The sequence below is a fragment of the Massilia sp. Masssp93 genome (genome assembly GCF_059491295.1).
This window is the reverse complement of the sequence record NZ_CP168502.1, coordinates 261,158-276,662: the sequence shown is the minus strand read 5'-3', so window position 1 is coordinate 276,662 and position 15,505 is coordinate 261,158. Positions and strand designations below refer to the sequence as shown.

General features: G+C 64.8%; 19 protein-coding genes and 1 pseudogene. 13 read left to right on the top strand and 7 right to left on the bottom strand.

Translation table 11 applies throughout. The annotated features are described in order from the left end of the window. Positions 1 to 6: 6 nt before the first annotated feature. The 3 genes from ctaD to ACEN9Q_RS01250 form a co-directional block, all read right to left on the bottom strand. Positions 7 to 1,602, bottom strand: coding sequence for a cytochrome c oxidase subunit I (gene ctaD / locus ACEN9Q_RS01260; protein WP_495627091.1), 1,596 nt, complete (start codon positions 1,600 to 1,602; stop codon positions 7 to 9). A 95-nt stretch (positions 1,603 to 1,697) separates the two neighbouring features. Further along, the gene (gene coxB / locus ACEN9Q_RS01255) at positions 1,698 to 2,894 is read right to left on the bottom strand and encodes a cytochrome c oxidase subunit II (protein WP_056447697.1); all 1,197 of its coding nucleotides are present in this window, start codon (positions 2,892 to 2,894) and stop codon (positions 1,698 to 1,700) included. A gap of 481 nt (positions 2,895 to 3,375) precedes the next feature. After that, a complete protein-coding gene (locus ACEN9Q_RS01250) occupies positions 3,376 to 4,284 on the bottom strand; it encodes a methyltransferase domain-containing protein (protein ID WP_495627090.1) in 909 nt (302 codons plus the stop codon). A gap of 547 nt (positions 4,285 to 4,831) precedes the next feature. On the opposite strand from ACEN9Q_RS01250, the gene ACEN9Q_RS01245 reads away from it, so the two are divergent. Both ACEN9Q_RS01245 and trmL read left to right on the top strand, forming a co-directional pair. Next, positions 4,832 to 5,377, top strand: coding sequence for a ComF family protein (locus tag ACEN9Q_RS01245; RefSeq protein WP_495627089.1), 546 nt, complete (start codon positions 4,832 to 4,834; stop codon positions 5,375 to 5,377). 15 nt (positions 5,378 to 5,392) lie between these two features. Next, on the top strand, positions 5,393 to 5,863 hold the full coding sequence (gene trmL / locus ACEN9Q_RS01240) for a tRNA (uridine(34)/cytosine(34)/5-carboxymethylaminomethyluridine(34)-2'-O)-methyltransferase TrmL (protein WP_495627088.1): 471 nt from the start codon (positions 5,393 to 5,395) through the stop codon (positions 5,861 to 5,863). Positions 5,864 to 5,873: 10 nt separating this feature from the next. Here trmL and rfaE2 read toward each other — a convergent pair whose 3' ends face one another. Together rfaE2 and ACEN9Q_RS01230 are read right to left on the bottom strand one after the other, a co-directional pair. Then, entirely contained in the window at positions 5,874 to 6,353 is a 480-nt protein-coding gene (gene rfaE2, locus ACEN9Q_RS01235; protein WP_056448231.1) for a D-glycero-beta-D-manno-heptose 1-phosphate adenylyltransferase, read from the bottom strand. Positions 6,354 to 6,363: 10 nt separating this feature from the next. Beyond that, positions 6,364 to 7,554, bottom strand: coding sequence for a PilT/PilU family type 4a pilus ATPase (locus tag ACEN9Q_RS01230; protein ID WP_322404074.1), 1,191 nt, complete (start codon positions 7,552 to 7,554; stop codon positions 6,364 to 6,366). A 136-nt stretch (positions 7,555 to 7,690) separates the two neighbouring features. Between ACEN9Q_RS01230 and ACEN9Q_RS01225 the strand changes: the two genes are divergently transcribed. Further along, positions 7,691 to 8,635, top strand: a complete 945-nt coding sequence (locus ACEN9Q_RS01225; protein ID WP_056447704.1) for a hydrogen peroxide-inducible genes activator — start codon at positions 7,691 to 7,693, stop codon at positions 8,633 to 8,635. Here ACEN9Q_RS01225 and ACEN9Q_RS01220 read toward each other — a convergent pair. Then, positions 8,613 to 9,143, bottom strand: coding sequence for a hypothetical protein (locus tag ACEN9Q_RS01220; protein WP_495627087.1), 531 nt, complete (start codon positions 9,141 to 9,143; stop codon positions 8,613 to 8,615). The two genes, ACEN9Q_RS01225 and ACEN9Q_RS01220, sit on opposite strands and share 23 nt — an antisense overlap. 184 nt (positions 9,144 to 9,327) lie before the next feature. On the opposite strand from ACEN9Q_RS01220, the gene ubiA reads away from it, so the two are divergent. From ubiA to ACEN9Q_RS01195, 5 genes are read left to right on the top strand one after another with little or no spacing between them, the layout of a single operon-like run. After that, a complete protein-coding gene (ubiA, locus tag ACEN9Q_RS01215) occupies positions 9,328 to 10,182 on the top strand; it encodes a 4-hydroxybenzoate octaprenyltransferase (protein WP_495627086.1) in 855 nt (284 codons plus the stop codon). Between the two features lie 38 nt (positions 10,183 to 10,220). Then, entirely contained in the window at positions 10,221 to 10,541 is a 321-nt protein-coding gene (locus tag ACEN9Q_RS01210) for an ElaB/YgaM/YqjD family protein (RefSeq protein ID WP_056447712.1), read from the top strand. Then, positions 10,541 to 10,945, top strand: coding sequence for a phage holin family protein (locus ACEN9Q_RS01205; protein WP_495627085.1), 405 nt, complete (start codon positions 10,541 to 10,543; stop codon positions 10,943 to 10,945). The genes ACEN9Q_RS01210 and ACEN9Q_RS01205 overlap by 1 nt, the downstream gene beginning before the upstream one ends. Continuing rightward, on the top strand, positions 10,938 to 11,231 hold the full coding sequence (locus tag ACEN9Q_RS01200) for a hypothetical protein (RefSeq protein ID WP_056447715.1): 294 nt from the start codon (positions 10,938 to 10,940) through the stop codon (positions 11,229 to 11,231). The genes ACEN9Q_RS01205 and ACEN9Q_RS01200 overlap by 8 nt, the downstream gene beginning before the upstream one ends. Positions 11,232 to 11,237: 6 nt before the next feature. Further along, entirely contained in the window at positions 11,238 to 11,621 is a 384-nt protein-coding gene (locus ACEN9Q_RS01195) for a hypothetical protein (RefSeq protein ID WP_495627084.1), read from the top strand. 368 nt (positions 11,622 to 11,989) lie between these two features. Here the strand turns inward: ACEN9Q_RS01195 and ACEN9Q_RS01190 are convergent. Then, positions 11,990 to 12,559: pseudogene (locus ACEN9Q_RS01190) on the bottom strand (NUDIX domain-containing protein); the annotation flags it as partial. A 73-nt stretch (positions 12,560 to 12,632) separates the two neighbouring features. Between ACEN9Q_RS01190 and ACEN9Q_RS01185 the strand changes: the two are divergent. The 5 genes from ACEN9Q_RS01185 to ACEN9Q_RS01165 all read left to right on the top strand — a co-directional run bounded on the left by ACEN9Q_RS01185 (position 12,633) and on the right by ACEN9Q_RS01165 (position 15,500). Next, positions 12,633 to 13,397: a DeoR/GlpR family DNA-binding transcription regulator gene (locus tag ACEN9Q_RS01185; RefSeq protein ID WP_495627083.1), complete on the top strand. Its 765-nt coding sequence runs from the start codon at positions 12,633 to 12,635 to the stop codon at positions 13,395 to 13,397. A gap of 124 nt (positions 13,398 to 13,521) precedes the next feature. Beyond that, positions 13,522 to 13,842 (top strand): hypothetical protein, encoded by a 321-nt coding sequence (locus tag ACEN9Q_RS01180; protein ID WP_056447721.1) that lies wholly within the window; start codon positions 13,522 to 13,524, stop codon positions 13,840 to 13,842. 278 nt (positions 13,843 to 14,120) lie between these two features. Further along, the gene (locus ACEN9Q_RS01175) at positions 14,121 to 14,423 is read left to right on the top strand and encodes a hypothetical protein (RefSeq protein ID WP_056447725.1); all 303 of its coding nucleotides are present in this window, start codon (positions 14,121 to 14,123) and stop codon (positions 14,421 to 14,423) included. Between the two features lie 99 nt (positions 14,424 to 14,522). Beyond that, the gene (locus ACEN9Q_RS01170; RefSeq protein ID WP_056447727.1) at positions 14,523 to 15,326 is read left to right on the top strand and encodes a lipid II flippase Amj family protein; all 804 of its coding nucleotides are present in this window, start codon (positions 14,523 to 14,525) and stop codon (positions 15,324 to 15,326) included. Between the two features lie 36 nt (positions 15,327 to 15,362). Continuing rightward, on the top strand, positions 15,363 to 15,500 hold the full coding sequence (locus tag ACEN9Q_RS01165) for a hypothetical protein (RefSeq protein ID WP_495627082.1): 138 nt from the start codon (positions 15,363 to 15,365) through the stop codon (positions 15,498 to 15,500). Positions 15,501 to 15,505: the final 5 nt, after the last annotated feature.

The window sequence follows — 15,505 nt, the reverse complement described above, 5'->3', positions numbered from 1 at the left end:
ACGACCTCACTTCACCAGCGGCGGGGTTTCGAAGGTGTGGAACGGCGCCGGGCTCGGCACGGTCCACTCCAGGCCTTCGGCGCCTTCCCACGGCTTCGCTTCGGCCTGCTTGCCGCCGCGGATGGTCGGCAGCACGACGAAGAACAGGAAGTACACCTGCGACAGGCCGAACAGGAAAGCGCCGATCGACACGACCTGGTTGAAATCGGTGAACTGCACGGCGTAGTCGGCGTAGCGGCGCGGCATGCCGGCCAGGCCCAGGAAGTGCATCGGGAAGAACGTCACGTTGAACCAGATCAGCGAGTTCCAGAAGTGGAACTTGCCGCGGCCTTCCGGATACATGTGGCCGGTCCATTTCGGCGCCCAGTAGTAGAAGCCGGCGAACAGCGCGAACAGCGAGCCGGCCACCAGCACGTAGTGGAAGTGGGCGACGACGTAATAGGTGTCCTGCATCTGGATGTCGATCGGCGTGACGGCCAGGATCAGCCCGGTGAAGCCGCCCATCGTGAACACGAAGATGAAGCCGACGGCGAACAGCATCGGGGTCTCGAAGGTCATCGAACCCTTCCACATCGTGGCGACCCAGTTGAACACCTTCACGCCGGTCGGCACCGCGATCAGCATCGTGGCGTACATGAAGAACAGCTGGCTCGTCACCGGCATGCCGGTCGTGAACATGTGGTGGGCCCAGACGATGAACGACAGGATCGCGATCGACGCGGTCGCGTACACCATCGACGCGTAGCCGAACAGCGGCTTGCGCGCGAAGGCCGGGATGATCTGCGAGACGATGCCGAACGCCGGCAGGATCATGATGTAGACCTCGGGGTGGCCGAAGAACCAGAAGATGTGCTGGTACATGACCGGGTCGCCGCCGCCGGCGGCGTTGAAGAACGACGTGCCGAAGTGGCGGTCGGTCAGGGTCATGGTGATGGCGCCGGCCAGCACGGGCATCACGGCGATCAGCAGGTAGGCGGTGATCAGCCAGGTCCAGCAGAACATCGGCATCTTCATCAGCGTCAGGCCCGGCGCGCGCATGTTCAGGATCGTGACGATGATGTTGATCGAACCCATGATCGACGACGCGCCCATGATGTGCAGGGCGAAGATCGCCATGTCCATGCCCGGGCCCATCTGCGTCGACAGCGGCGCGTACAGCGTCCAGCCGGCCGCGGTGGCGCCGCCCGGCACGAAGAACGACGTCGCCAGCAGCAGTGCGGCCGGCGGCAGCAGCCAGAACGAGAAGTTGTTCATGCGCGCGAACGCCATGTCGGAGGCGCCGATCTGCAGCGGGATCATCCAGTTGGCGAAGCCGACGAACGCCGGCATGATCGCGCCGAACACCATCACGATGCCGTGCATGGTGGTCAGCTGGTTGAAGAATTCGGGGCGGAAGAACTGCAGGCCGGGCTGGAACAGCTCGGTGCGGATCATCAGCGCCAGCACGCCGCCCGAGAGCAGCATGGTGAACGCGAACCACAGGTACAGCGTACCGATGTCCTTGTGGTTGGTGGCGAAAAGCCAGCGGCGCAGGCCGACCGGATGGTCGTGTGCGTGATCGTGGCCGTGGTCGTGCGAGTGATCGATGGTGCTGGAAGTCATGTCAGTATCCTAGTCGTGCGGGACAACAAGGGCCGTTTGCGGTGGCGCGACGGCCCGGTCCCTTGAATCCAAACGCGTGTTGAGCCTTGTCTGCCTTATTTGCCGCGCGCAGCCAGGACCTCGGACGGCTGGACGATGTTTTCGTCGGCCTTGTTGGTCCAGTTGTTGCGGGTAAAGGTGATGACGGAAGCGATCTCGGAATCCGACAATTGCTTCCAAGACGGCATCGCCGACGGATACTTGCCGCTGTGCTTACCGTTCAGCAGCACGTCGATCTGTGCGGCCTTCGGACCCAGCACGACCGGCGAACCGACCAGCGGGGCGAACGCGCCAGGGATGCCCTGGCCGCTGGCCTGGTGGCAGGCCACGCAGTTGGACGCAAAGACTTTTTCGCCTTTCGTCTTGAGCTCGTCGATGGTCCAGACCTTGTTCGGGTCGTCGGACAGCGCGGCCATGCGTTTCTTCTCGCCGTTGACCCACGCGGTGTAGTCGTCGGCCGAGACGACCTTCACGACGATCGGCATGAAGGCGTGGTCCTTGCCGCACAGCTCGACGCAGCTGCCGCGGTACGTGCCGATCTGTTCGGCCTTGAACCACGTGTCGCGCACGAAGCCGGGGATGGCGTCCTGCTTGACGGCGAAGGCCGGAATGGTCCAGGAGTGGATCACGTCGTTGGCGGTCAGCACGAGGCGGACCTTCTTGCCGACCGGGACGACGAGGGGATTGTCGACCTCGAGCAGGTAGTTTTCGGTGCGCTTCTCGGTCGGCGCGATGCCCGGTTCGCCCACCTGGGTGCGCGGCGTGGCCAGGTTCGACAGGAACGAGACGCCTTCGCCCTCGCCCTTCAGGTAGTCGTAACCCCATTTCCACTGCATGCCGGTGACCTTGACCGTGAGATCGGCGTTCGACGTATCCTTCATCTGCACGACGGCGTGCGTGGCCGGCAGGGCCATGCCGATGACGATCAGGAACGGTATGATGGTCCAGGCGATTTCGACCGTCGTGGATTCGTGGAAGGTGGCCGCTTTGTGGCCGAGGGATTTGCGGTGCTTGAACACCGAGTAGAACATGACGCCGAAGACGGCGAGGAAGATGATCAGGCAGACGATCATCATCCAGTTGTGCAGGCTGTAGATATAGGCTGCGATGCCCGTGACGGGCTGCTGCAGGTTCAGCTGAAGCGCTTCCGGACGTCCGGTCACGACGGGCCCGGGCTCCGCAAATACCGGGATGCTGGCCACCGCTAACGCGAGACCGGGCATCAACGCTTTGAATCGTTTTGCATATGTCATGTTGTCCCCAACCACCTTTAGAAGAGAAATTTCTTGAACGGAAGCGACCCTCCTATGGGTGACCATGGAGGAGGCCACGGAAGACAACTTCCGTTCCGAAATCCTTTTTAAACTAAACGCAACCACTTCCCGTCGCGCCGGCGGACGCTTCGGGACTCGACACCGCCCGGCCGGGAACCGTCTGGCTCCCTGGATGGGCGATGACTTCTAACCTTGCTTGCGGGGGACACCGGATACGCTGTCCGATCTCCCCGGGTGATGCTCCAACCTTCGGGCACGTCGATAAACCTGGAGACGATTTATCGAAATGCCCTTCGACCTTACGCTTTTGTGCTTAAATTTTTAGCGCTTTTTTGATCCAGTCGAAAAAAGTGTCTTTGATTATACTGAAACAGGTAATTTTTATTCAAGGAAAATTACCGCGATCGTATACACGCTGCATGCGGGCGCCGGGAACGCGGCACGCCGGTTCCGACGAGGCTCAACGCGGCTTGGGCGGCTGGAACCGGATGATCGCCTCGCCGGCGGCCGTCGTTTTGGGTGCCGGCCGGAATGCGTGGCCGTAGATGACCTCGAACGTCAGCCCCAGCTTGCCGTCCGCGCGGCGCCCCGCCTCGAGCGCGTCGCGCATGCGCTGCCACGCCGCCCGGCCGACGAGGCCGCGGTGGCGCGTGGCCAGCGGATTGCCGCCGAACGCGCGCACGTCGGCCAGCAATTTATCCGCGCTGTCGTAGGTGACCGTGATCTGTTCCATGTCCATGACGGGGGTCGTGAACCCCGCTTCCACGAGCTGGTCGCCGAAGTCGTGCATATCGACGAAGGGCAGCGTGTGCGGGGTCTCGTCCATCGCCGCGAACGCCGTGCGCAATTCACGGAACGTGTCCGGACCGAAATTCGAGAACATCAGCAACCCTTCCACGCGCAGGACGCGGCGCCATTCGGCGAACACGCGGTCGGGCTGGGGATGCCAGTGCAATGCCAGGTTCGACCAGACCAGGTCGAGCGAGTTCGGCCCGAACGGCAGGTTGCCGAAGTCGCCGCAAACGAGATCGATGCCGGCTTTGGCCGGGAGCAAACGGCTGAGCAGCGACCGCGGCGCCTGCGCGGCCCCGGCGGCCGCCAGCATGGCCGGCACCGCATCCAGGCCCAGCACTTGCGCGGCCGGATAGCGCTTTTGCAGTTCGGCGATGTCGACGCCCGTGCCGCAGCCGGCGTCCAGCACCTGGCGCGGCGCCGTCTTGACGAGCGTGAGGCGGTCGAACATGCGACGGGCGATCTCGCGCCGCAGGAAATCGGAGGGAGCGACCCGGGCGGGGTCGGCGAACAGCTGGCGCACACGGACCGGATCGATCGGGGCGCTCATCTTGGAGGGGGCTTGGGGCGAAACCATTGTCGACTGCTGGTGAATGGGATAATGGCGGCAGTGTACATGATGGGTAGAAATCACGATGACGACCCGTTATCCATCCCTGCGACATTGGCCACGCGCATTGCTGCGCGTGCTGATGCCGTCCGTCTGCGCCCTGTGCGGGGGCGGCTGCGACGACGTCGTGTGCGCGGCGTGCCGGGACGCGTATGCGCAGCCGCGGACGGTGCGCTGCGGGCAATGCGGGAATCCTCTACCAATGGATCGACCAGCAGAAACCCCGTCGCCCCCGCGCAGGCGGGGGCCCAAGTTCGCGCAGCCGGGTACGCATGCTGCAGACATACCGTCGCCCCCGCGCAGGCGGGGGCCCAAGTTCGCGCAGCCGGGTACGCATGCTGCAGACATACCGTCGCCCCCGCGCAGGCGGGGGCCCAAGTTCGCGCAGTCGGGTACGCATGCTGCAGACATACCGTCGCCCCCGCGCAGGCGGGGGCCCAAGTTTGTGCCGCCGGGTACGCATGAAGAATTGAGTCCCCGCCTGCGCGGGGACGACGTTGATCGGGTTGCGACCTTGATCTGCGGCTCTTGCCTCCGCGAACCACCCGCCTTCGACGCCACCGTCGCGGCCGTCGATTACGCGATTCCGCTCGACCAGCTCGTCCTTCAATTAAAATTCGGCGCCCGCCTCGCGCTCGCGCCGTGGTTCGCGCGCCGGATCCGCGACGCCGTGCTGGCCCGGCCCGGCCTGCCGCTGCCCGACCTGCTGTGCCCGGTGCCGCTGGGACCGGCCCGGCTGGTCGAGCGCGGCTTCAACCAGGCATTGGAAATCGCGCGGCCACTGGCGGCGGCGCTCGGGGTAGCATGTCATCCGGCGCTGGCGCTGCGCACGCTCGACACACACGCGCAGTCGGGCGTCGCGCCGGACGCGCGGGCGCGCAACGTGCGCGACGCGTTCGCCGTGGCCGACCCGGACCTCGTCGAAGGACGCCACGTCGGCCTCGTCGACGACGTCATGACGAGCGGCCACACGCTGGGCGAACTGGCGGCCACGTTCAAGCGCTTCGGCGCGGCGCGCGTGACGAACTTCGTGTTCGCGCGCACGCCGCCCCATCCGTAACTCAAGGAGAATCAATTGTTTCACGTCGTATTGGTCGAACCCGAGATCCCACCCAACACGGGCAACATCATCCGCCTGTGCGCGAACACGGGGGCGCAGCTGCACCTGATCGAGCCGCTCGGCTTTCCGCTGGACGACGCCAAGATGCGCCGCGCCGGCCTCGACTACCACGATTACGCCACGATGAAGGTCCACAAGAACTGGGACGCCTTCCTGGCGGACGCCAGGCCGGACTCGACCCGGATGTTCGCCATGACGACGCACGGCTCGTCGCCGTTCGCGGATTGCGCGTTCCGTCCGGGCGACGTGTTCGTGTTCGGCGCGGAATCGCGCGGCCTCGACCCGGCACTGCGCGAATCGTTCGCGCCGGCCCAGCGCATCCGCTTGCCGATGATGCCGGGCAACCGCAGCCTGAACCTGTCGAACACCGTGGCCGTCGTCGTCTACGAGGCGTGGCGCCAGAACGGGTTCGCGGGCGGGGCTTGATGCCGGGAGGTCAGCCGAACTGGCGGATCTTCGCGACGAGCTTGGTCGTCGAGCGGTCGTGCGCGAAATCGATGGCGACGGCCTTGCCGCCGTAGGCAAGCACCGCCTTGCCTTCCGGGATGGCGCTCATGACGTAGTCGCCGCCCTTGGCGTAGATGTCGGGCCGGGCTTCCTGGACCACTTCCAGCGCCGTGTCCTCGTCGAATTCGACGACGAGGCTGACGGATTCCAGCGCGGCCAGTACGGCCATGCGGTCGGCCAGCGTGTTGAGCGGACGGTCGTCGCCTTTACCGAGCCGCTTCACGGACGCGTCCGTGTTGACCGCGACGACCAGCGACGCGCCCAGCGCGCGTGCCTGCGCCAGATACGTGACGTGGCCGCGGTGCAGGATGTCGAACACGCCGTTCGTCAGCACGACGGGTTTCGGCAGGTCGGCGATGCGTTGCGGCAGGGTGGCGCGGGTGCAGAGTTTTTGTTCGAAGGTAGACATGACGTGCATTCTACCCCGCGGCCGGCGGTTCCTCTTCCGGCTCGTCCATCAGCATCGACAGCTCGGCGGGCTTCGCGGCGGCGCCGCCCTCGCCAGGCGCCTTGCGCTCGCCCGACAGCTTGATCTGCAGGCGCAGGCCGTTCGCGGAATCGGCGTTGCGGATCGCTTCGTCGTAGCTGATGAAGCCCTTGTTGTAGAGCTCGAACAAGGCCTGGTCGAACGTGCACATGCCCAGTTCGCGCGACTTGTGCATGATCTCCTTGATGCTCTGGAAATTGCCTTTCAGGATCATCTCGCCGATCGTCGGCGTGTTCAGCAGGATTTCGATGGCGGCCTTGCGGCCCTTGCCGTCTTCCGTGCGGACCAGGCGCTGCGACACGATGGCGCGCAGGTTCGACGACAGGTCCATCAGCAACTGGTTGCGCCGTTCTTCCGGGAAGAAGTTGATGATGCGGTCCATCGTCTGGTTGGCGTTGTTCGCGTGCAGCGTCCCCAGGCACAGGTGGCCCGTTTCGGCGAACGCGATGGCATGTTCCATCGTTTCCGTGTCGCGGATCTCACCGATCAGGATCACGTCCGGCGCCTGGCGCAGCGTGTTCTTCAGCGCGTTGTGCCAGGACAGCGTGTCGACGCCGACCTCGCGGTGCGTGATGAGGCAGCTCTTGTTCTTGTGGACGTATTCGACCGGGTCCTCGACCGTGATGATGTGGCCGGCCGAATTGCTGTTGCGGTAATCGATCATCGCCGCCAGCGTCGTCGACTTGCCGGACCCCGTGCCGCCGACGACGAGGACGAGCCCTCGCTTGGTCATGACGACGTCCTTCAACACCTCGGGCAGGTCGAGTTTTTCGAAATTCGGGATTTCCGACGCGATCGTGCGCACCACCATGCTCACGCTCTGCTGCTGCACGAACACGTTCACGCGGAAACGGCACACGCCGGGCAGGGAAATGGCGAAATTGCACTCCATCTCGGCCTCGAACTCGGTGCGTTGCCGCTCGTTCATCAGCGCCAAGGCGAGCGCACGCGTGACGTCGCCCGTCAGGCGCTGGTTGCTCAAGGGTTTCATCGCGCCCTGGTGCTTCATGCTGGGCGGGAAATCGGCCGAGATGAACAGGTCGGAGCCGCCCTGGTGGTGCATCACCGTGAGCAGCTTGTGCATATAGGCCTGGGCTTCCGCCGGGCCGAAGGTCGAAGACATGGATGCCTCTTTATTAACGCCAGGCAACATCGCCAGCCCGGCCATTATATCCATGGCTTTACCGGTAAAATAGTGCCAGACTGCCTAAAACCTGGGCAAACGTGTCTTCCAGAACACGGCTGGTAAGAAAGAACCCATGACACTGACCGAACTGAAGTACATCGTCGCCGTCGCGCGCGCCCGGCATTTCGGGCATGCGGCCGAAGCCTGTTTCGTTGCCCAGCCGACGCTGTCGGTCGCCATCAAGAAGCTCGAGGACGAACTCGGCGTGACCCTGTTCGAACGGGGCGGCTCGGAAGTGTCCGTGACGCCGCTGGGCGCGCAGATCGTGGCGCAGGCCGAGCGCGTGCTCGAGCAGACGGCTGCCATCAAGGAATTGGCCAAGCAGAACAAGGACCCGCTGTCCGGCCCGCTGCGCCTGGGCGTGATCTACACGGTCGGCCCCTACCTGCTGCCGCCGCTCGTGAAAAACCTCATCGAGCACGTGCCGCAGATGCCGCTCGTGCTGCAAGAGAATTTCACGGTAAAACTGCTCGACCTGCTGCGCCAGGGCGAGCTGGACGCCGCCATCATGGCCCTGCCGCTGCCGGAACACGGCATGGCCGTGCAGCCGCTGTACGACGAACCGTTCGTCGTCGCCATGCCGAAGCACCATCCGTGGGCCACGCGCGCGGACATCTCGGCCGAAGACCTCAAGAGCGAGACGATGCTGCTGCTGGGCACCGGCCACTGCTTCCGCGACCAGGTGCTGGAAGTCTGCCCGGAGATGGCGCGCTTCTCTTCGGCGCCGGGTAACGGCATGCAGCGCACGTTCGAAGGCTCGTCGCTGGAGACGATCCGCCACATGGTCGCGAGCGGCATCGGCCTGACCGTGCTGCCGCGCGCATCCGTGCCGGACATGAAGGACCCGCACGGCATGCTGACCTTCGTCCCGTTCCAGGACCCGGCGCCGTCGCGCCGCGTCGCGATCGTGTGGCGCAAGAGTTTTACGCGCCGCGCCGCCATCGATGCCGTCGTGAAGGCCGTCGCCGACTGCGGGCTGCCCGGCGTCGAGATGGTCACGCTCCAGGCCGCAGCCTGACGCGCGCCGGGGCGGCCGGCAATGCGGATACGCCGGCCGGCTGGGCGATCCGCATGCCGAAATCGCGGCACGGCCCGGGATGCCCGGCATGGCGACCGGTAAAGGCGTCGGCCAGTTCGGCGCCGCGGCGCGGCAATTCGTTCATCGACGCGCAGCGCACCGCGTCCCACGTCGTGCCGGCCTGCCTGAATTCCACGGCGCGCACGGTATAGGCGCGGCCGCCCTGCTCCACGGCCACCAGGGCGGTGTCGCCGTTGACGATGCCGAGCGCGAAGCGGCGCGTCGGCATGTTGTCGGCGCGGAGGTCGCCTTCGTTGAAATCCTCGCCCCGGTCGGCGATGCCGTCCGCGCCGAGTCCCACGCCCAGCAGCGCCTGGATGCCGGCGGGGAGCTCGCGCAGCGACTGCGCCTCCGTCCATTCCCCCTGCTCCGCCTGGCCGGCGGCGTCCGCGAGCGTACAACAGCCGAGTCCGATTCCGGCCAGCACCACCATGATTGCGAACTGCATACGAGGTCTCCTTAGTCGAAAGACCGGATCGTAGAGCGCCCGCGTGCGCCATGCCTTGTGCATCGTCTACGTACCGGTTTCCGGACGCGCGCCGAGTTCACCCGATCGGCGCCGTACTGCCGGGCGCGCCCCGACAGGCTACAATCCTGACCTTGCAGATACTCAATTATTCAATTCGAACGACATGAACAAGCTGGCGCTGTATTTCCGCCTGGTCCGGGCCCACAAGCCGATCGGCATCCTGCTGCTGTTGTGGCCCACGCTGTGGGCGTTGTGGATGGCGTCGGGCGGGCATCCCGATCCGCTGTATCTCGTCATCTTCATCGTCGGCACGGCGCTGATGCGATCGAGCGGCTGCGCGATCAACGATTACGCCGACCGCGACTTCGACCGCCACGTCAAGCGCACCGTCGACCGTCCGCTCACCAGCGGCCGCATCAAGGGCTGGGAAGCGCTGATGGTGGCGGCCGTGCTCGCGATCGTCTCGTTCCTGCTGATCCTGCCGCTGAACACGCTGACGAAGGAACTGTCCGTCGTGGCCGTGATCGTGGCCGGCAGCTATCCGTATTTCAAGCGCTTCTTCGCGATCCCGCAGGCCTACCTCGGCATCGCGTTCGGCTTCGGCATCCCGATGGCCTTCGCCGCCGTGCAAGACCAGGTGCCGGCAGTCGCGTGGTGGCTGCTGGCCGCGAACGTGTTCTGGTCGGTCGCGTACGACACGGAATACGCGATGGTCGACCGCGACGACGACCTGATCATCGGCATCCGCACGTCGGCCATCACGTTCGGCCGCTACGACGTCTTCGCCATCATGGTGTGCTATGCGGCGGCGCTCGGCATCGATCTGGCGTGCGGCTGGATGCTGGGCCTGCGCTGGTGGTTCGTGGCGGGCATCGCGGTCGCTGCCGGGATGGCCGTCTACCACTACACCCTGATCCGCGGGCGCGACCGCATGCAATGCTTCGCCGCGTTCAACCAAAACAACTGGTTGGGTGCGGCCGTGTTCGCTGGCGTCGCGCTAGACTATGCATTAGGATAATATTGTCCGTAACATAATCGATAACGAGAGGTTCACCCATGATGGAAAAAATCCCGACCCAGACCGGCGCCCGCGACCAGCTGCTGTCCGACCTGAAGACCGTCATCCAGGACGCGGAAGCCTGGCTGCGCCACAGCGGCCACCTGACGGGCGAAGAGTTCAAGGTCGCCAAGGCCAAGTTCGAGCGCACCCTCGTCAAGGCCAAGGACGACATCATCCGCCTGGAAGAAGCCGCGGTCGAAAAAGCCAAGGTCGCCGCCAAGGCCACCGACGAATACGTCAAGGAAAACCCGTGGAAGGCAGTCGGCCTCGGCACCGCGGTCGGTGTCGTGATCGGCATGCTGATCGCCCGTAAATAATGACGTTCTTCGCGACGGCCGGCCGCATCGGGGCGACACTCGTCGCCATGGCCGGCACGCGCCTGGAACTGGCCGCCGTCGAATTCCAGGAAGACGCACGCCGCCTGCTGGGCCACCTCGCGTGGACCCTGCTGGCCGTGTTCCTGGCCGCCGGCGCCCTGCTGCTGGCCGCGCTGTTCGTCATCGCCGTCTTCTGGGACACCTACCGCCTGCAAGCCGTCGGCGGCATGGCCGTCCTGTTCGGCGCGCTGGCCGCCATCATCGTGCTGAAGGTGCGCGCCAGCATGAACGCGGAGGCGCCGCTGCTGTCCGCCACCCTGGCCGAGCTGCGCAACGACATCGATTACCTGCGCCACGGGGCAGCCCAACACACGGCACACCACGCGGGAGCGGCCGATGAATAAGTCCGAACTCACCGCACGCCGCGCCGCGCTGATCGAGCAATGCGCGGAACAGCGCGTGGGCCTGGCCTACGAGCTGGACGCGCTGCGCCCTTCGAAAGCGCTGGCCGGCAATCCGCTGGCCGGCTACGTCGCCGCCAACCGCAAGCTCGTGCTGGGTGCGGCCGGCGCCGTGCTGGGACTCGTCCTCATGCGCCGCAAGCGCCTGGCCGGCGTCGCCACGTCGGCGCTGTCGGTGTGGAAGATGGCGCGCGGCGCGCTGGGGCTCGTGGCGCAGCTGCGGCGCTGACGGGCGATGTCATTCGTGTTGCGCATCCTGTCTGCGCCGTTGTTCGTTCTGGCCGTCCTGTCGGCCGGCTGTTCGCGCACGTCCCCGGACACGCCGGCGCGCCATGCCGCCGCGCCCGGGCAGATTTCGGAACGGCAGTCGCTGGACCTGCTCGTCGCGCAGTTGAAGGCGCATCGCGTGAAGGATCTCGACTGCCTGACGTTCATGAACGAGAACGATACCCCGGCCAACGCCACGGCAGACCGATGGGAATTCGCCGCCCGTGAAATCCACGACCAGCGCTGCGGCGGCGATCCGGACGTCGCGCCGGTGCGCGACCGCTACCAGGTCAATGCGTCGGGCAAGGTCCTCGTCTACAACGCCGCGGAAGCCGATTACACGCCGTTCTGAACGGACGCGCGGGGGATCTCGTCCAGCGCCGCATACACGCGCTTGCCCAGCCGCTTCGCCGTCGCTACCATCAGGTCCGCGCCCGCCGACGCGCCGCCGATGCGCAGCACCGCGTCGCAACGTTCCAGCAAACGCTGCGCATGTGGATGGAACATCGCGTCGAATATGGCGTCGCCCGGCTGCTGCGAACCCGCCACGCGGACCATCGGCAGCGCCAGCCATTCGCCCAGCACGGGCAGGTGCCCGGCCTCGTACAGCGGCATCACGCACGCCTCCATCGCCGCCACGTTGTGCGCGATGCGCGCCGGATCGCCGTCCGTGCCGGAGCGGTACGGCCCCGCGACCAGGATCATCATCCCGCGCGGCGCGAACAGGTGCAGCTGCGCGTACTGCAGCAGCATGATCGTCTTGCCGTCGACGATGCCCGTGCCGATCATGGCCAGCGCCGCGTCGATGTCGAGCTCCAGCACGTCCAGCCGTTCGCCCTCTTCCGCCACGCCGCCGCCCGGCCCGATGCGGTCGCGCGCCTCGTACTCGGCGACGAAGAAGTGCAGGCGCTCCGTCACGCTGCCGGGACTCATGAACGCATCCCACAGGCGGCGCACGGTGCCGACGCGATAGCCCGTTTCCTCCTCGACCTCGGCGCGGATGCGCGCTTCCGGACTCGCGCCGTCGAGCAGGCCGGCCGCCGCCTCGACGAGGAAGCCGTCGTGCCCGTTCACATGGGCCGGCAGGCGGAACTGCCGCGTCAGCACGACGGTACGGCGCGCACGGTTGACCAGCAAGAGCGTCGCGCCGTTGCCGCGGTCATATGTCTCGCGGGTCTGCACGTCCCAGCCGCCGTCCTGCGTGCGCAGCGCGAACGTCGTCTTTTTCAGCACGCCCCAGTCGTCCGACAGCAGCTCGACCTGCCTGATTTCCACTTGATCCTGCACGATATTCTCCTGATATTGAAGTTCGTGTAAACTATCGTGCAATATCGTGCACAGTCAAGCACGGCGAAAGGGACGCATGCTGACGAGCCAGCGAAAACAGTATCTGATGGACGCCCTGCGGCGCGACGGCCGGATCGTCGCCACGGCGATGAGCGCGGCGTTGAACGTGTCGGAAGACACGATCCGGCGCGACCTGCGCGAACTGGCGAAGGAAGGCCTGCTGCAGCGGGTGCACGGCGGCGCCTTGCCCACGAGTCCGGCGCTGGCGGACTTCGCCACGCGCCATGGCATCGCCACGGACGACAAGGCGGCCATCGGCCGCACCGCCGCCGCGCTGGTGCAGCCGGGCCAGGTCGTGTTCGTCGACGGCGGCACCACCTGCGCCCAGCTCGTGCGCGCATTGCCGCGCCACCTGCGCGCGACCGTCGTCACGCACAGCCCGTCGATCGCGATGGCGTTGATGGACCATCCGGACATCGACGTCATCATGCTCGGCGGCCGCCTGTTCCGGCACTCGGCCGTGGGCGTGGGCGCGGCGACGCTGGAAGCCATCGCGCAGATCCGCGCCGACACCTATTTCATGGGCGTGACGAGCGTGCATCCGGACAGCGGGCTGTCGACCGGGGATTACGAGGAAGCGTGCATCAAGCGCGCGCTGTGCCACGCGGCGGCCGAGACGATCGTGCTGGCGTCGTCGGAGAAGCTGGCGACGGCGTCGCCGTATCGCATCGTCGGGCTTTCCGAGATCAGCGGGATCGTGGTGCCGGCGGGGACCGATGAGGCGTTGCTGCGGCCTTATCGCGAGCTGGGTATTGCGCTGCATGTGCCAAAAACGGTGTAAAAGGATTCCACACAATGATGAAGATTACGGTACGTTGGCTGGCGTGCAGGATGGACGAGCAATGAAATTTTTAGCGTGCGCAGTGACCGCGATGTGTTTATCGACCCATGCATCGGCATGCCCGATGACGGACGCACTGGTCGAACGCTACGGCATTTCCTATTCCGGCTTCACGGTCGAGATCCCGGCCGCGCACGCGCCGGATGCGGCCGCCGGGGAATCCCTGGTCCGGATCGCGATTCCGGATACCAGTCACGTCATCGACGGCTTTCATCATTCGGTCCTGTTCGATACCGTCAGGAAGAAGGCGTGGATCCTGCGCACCGGCGGCTTTGTCGGCGTATATAAATGGTACGGTCCGGTCGATGTGACGACGACGTTGCTCGACAACTGCCGGCTCGAGCATGTCGCTGCGTTGGTACGGACCGAAAAGAAAAGTCCGTAGCAGACGGCTGTGACGATTCGCGAGTTTTCCGGATCGCCAATTTGCCATGCTGGGTAAATCGCTGGAGTCGGCAGGAAGACAAACGAGCCAGGCGTGAGAAAGCGCGCCTTTTTTGACCGCATGACTCTGCTAAGCTTGGCCGTTACCGGGCGGTCGCGTGGTCTCAACCTGGCGAAGAGCAGCGCTGAACTGAAGCGTGGACGCGTCGCCGCTGGGCTGAGCTTGCCCAGCATGGATCACGGACATCTCGACGACGCAAACAACCTGGGACTTGATTGATGAAGCACCTGTTTCTAGTTTTCGCTTTCCTCTTTTGGTCCCTGACGGCTGCTCGTGCCGCAGAGACATCGCATCCGACGATGGCTGACATGGAAACCTGGAAGCAGAGCCTCATCGCACAGTACGAAAAGGCGATCTACCTCGACGAGAAGTCTCAACCCATTACCGAACAGGAGTTCTTCACGCGGGTTGTCAACGAAAAGCGCGGCCACACCATTACCACTGTCCGTGGCAGCAACAAGTTGATCACACTGCGTTTGCTGTCCGATGCGGAACTCGGTTGGACGCCAATCCAGAAGTAGCATGAATTATTACTGTTCAAAAGCGATGCTGCCGTGCGTCCATTCACAACCAAGATTGCCATGGAGATGCGGCTTACGTTCCCCGCCACAGACTAAGACATGGACAAACAACTTTTCCTCATCTGCTTTCTCACGTTCGTCATCCACCTGATCGGCACACTCGCCTACTCGGTACGGATTGCCGGCGTACGGACGAAGCGGATCGCGGTGTCCATGGCGCTATTCAGCATTCTTATGCTCGTGTCCCGAACCTCGAATTCCTTTCTTGGTCCATTCCTGGCAAAGCGCGTCGAGACCAACCTGAACGCTCTCGCAACCGGCACGCTGCTGGGCGATTTTCGCTGGTTGATGGTGTCGGCAAGCCTGGCGACGGTCGCGGGTGCGCTGCTGATTCCGACGTTCCAGCGGGTGTTCTGCCGCGCCGTGCTGCATTTCCAGGTCTATCGCTCGATTCCCAAGCTGATCCTTCACAGTTTCTTTAAAGGCGGTCTTTCTTACGTCCGGGACGTCGCTACCGTGCCTGCCGCGCGAAACGTCACCGAGATCCGGTCGGGACATGGCGTTTCACGCCGGATCACGCTCCTGAATGTCGGCGCTACGGCGCTCTGGACGGTCGGCGTGTTTGCTTCGCTTTATGCAGGCGTCCTCGATCCATCGGTTCGGGTCACCTCGAGCACGCTCTCGTCGATCGTCAACGGCGGCGCCACGATCATGATGGCGATGTTCATTGACCCGCACATGTCCGGGATGACCGACGATGTCGTCGAAGGAAAGGTGACGGAGGGGCAGTTCAGGAAGGCCGTCGTCTGGCTGGTAGGAAGCCGATTGGCAGGCACGGTGGCGGCACAAGCACTGCTCGTGCCGGCGGCGATCCTGATTGCCTCGGTGGCCCGCGTCATATGAAGCCCTTTTGTAGTCCGCCACCAAAGGCATGCGCCAATGACGGGCAAGACCGACGGTAAGACAGCCGCGCTACGTACCGTTGACAATGCATTGCATTGGAAAGTGGACCAACAGGATGAGGAAGAAAGCTGGATTCCAGAGCAGGCGTGCACACATCGAAAGGATGAAGAATGATTCGT

Excerpts from the sequence above, each read along its gene's own strand:
- ctaD (WP_495627091.1), bottom strand. The coding sequence starts at position 1,602 with ATGACTTCCAGCACCATCGATCACTCGCACGACCACGGCCACGATCAC.
- coxB (WP_056447697.1), bottom strand. The coding sequence starts at position 2,894 with ATGACATATGCAAAACGATTCAAAGCGTTGATGCCCGGTCTCGCGTTA.
- ACEN9Q_RS01250 (WP_495627090.1), bottom strand. The coding sequence starts at position 4,284 with ATGGTTTCGCCCCAAGCCCCCTCCAAGATGAGCGCCCCGATCGATCCG.
- rfaE2 (WP_056448231.1), bottom strand. The coding sequence starts at position 6,353 with ATGTCTACCTTCGAACAAAAACTCTGCACCCGCGCCACCCTGCCGCAA.
- ACEN9Q_RS01230 (WP_322404074.1), bottom strand. The coding sequence starts at position 7,554 with ATGTCTTCGACCTTCGGCCCGGCGGAAGCCCAGGCCTATATGCACAAG.
- ACEN9Q_RS01225 (WP_056447704.1), top strand. The coding sequence starts at position 7,691 with ATGACACTGACCGAACTGAAGTACATCGTCGCCGTCGCGCGCGCCCGG.
- ACEN9Q_RS01220 (WP_495627087.1), bottom strand. The coding sequence starts at position 9,143 with ATGCAGTTCGCAATCATGGTGGTGCTGGCCGGAATCGGACTCGGCTGT.
- ubiA (WP_495627086.1), top strand. The coding sequence starts at position 9,328 with ATGAACAAGCTGGCGCTGTATTTCCGCCTGGTCCGGGCCCACAAGCCG.
- ACEN9Q_RS01210 (WP_056447712.1), top strand. The coding sequence starts at position 10,221 with ATGATGGAAAAAATCCCGACCCAGACCGGCGCCCGCGACCAGCTGCTG.
- ACEN9Q_RS01205 (WP_495627085.1), top strand. The coding sequence starts at position 10,541 with ATGACGTTCTTCGCGACGGCCGGCCGCATCGGGGCGACACTCGTCGCC.
- ACEN9Q_RS01200 (WP_056447715.1), top strand. The coding sequence starts at position 10,938 with ATGAATAAGTCCGAACTCACCGCACGCCGCGCCGCGCTGATCGAGCAA.
- ACEN9Q_RS01195 (WP_495627084.1), top strand. The coding sequence starts at position 11,238 with ATGTCATTCGTGTTGCGCATCCTGTCTGCGCCGTTGTTCGTTCTGGCC.
- ACEN9Q_RS01185 (WP_495627083.1), top strand. The coding sequence starts at position 12,633 with ATGCTGACGAGCCAGCGAAAACAGTATCTGATGGACGCCCTGCGGCGC.
- ACEN9Q_RS01180 (WP_056447721.1), top strand. The coding sequence starts at position 13,522 with ATGACGGACGCACTGGTCGAACGCTACGGCATTTCCTATTCCGGCTTC.
- ACEN9Q_RS01175 (WP_056447725.1), top strand. The coding sequence starts at position 14,121 with ATGAAGCACCTGTTTCTAGTTTTCGCTTTCCTCTTTTGGTCCCTGACG.
- ACEN9Q_RS01170 (WP_056447727.1), top strand. The coding sequence starts at position 14,523 with ATGGACAAACAACTTTTCCTCATCTGCTTTCTCACGTTCGTCATCCAC.
- ACEN9Q_RS01165 (WP_495627082.1), top strand. The coding sequence starts at position 15,363 with ATGACGGGCAAGACCGACGGTAAGACAGCCGCGCTACGTACCGTTGAC.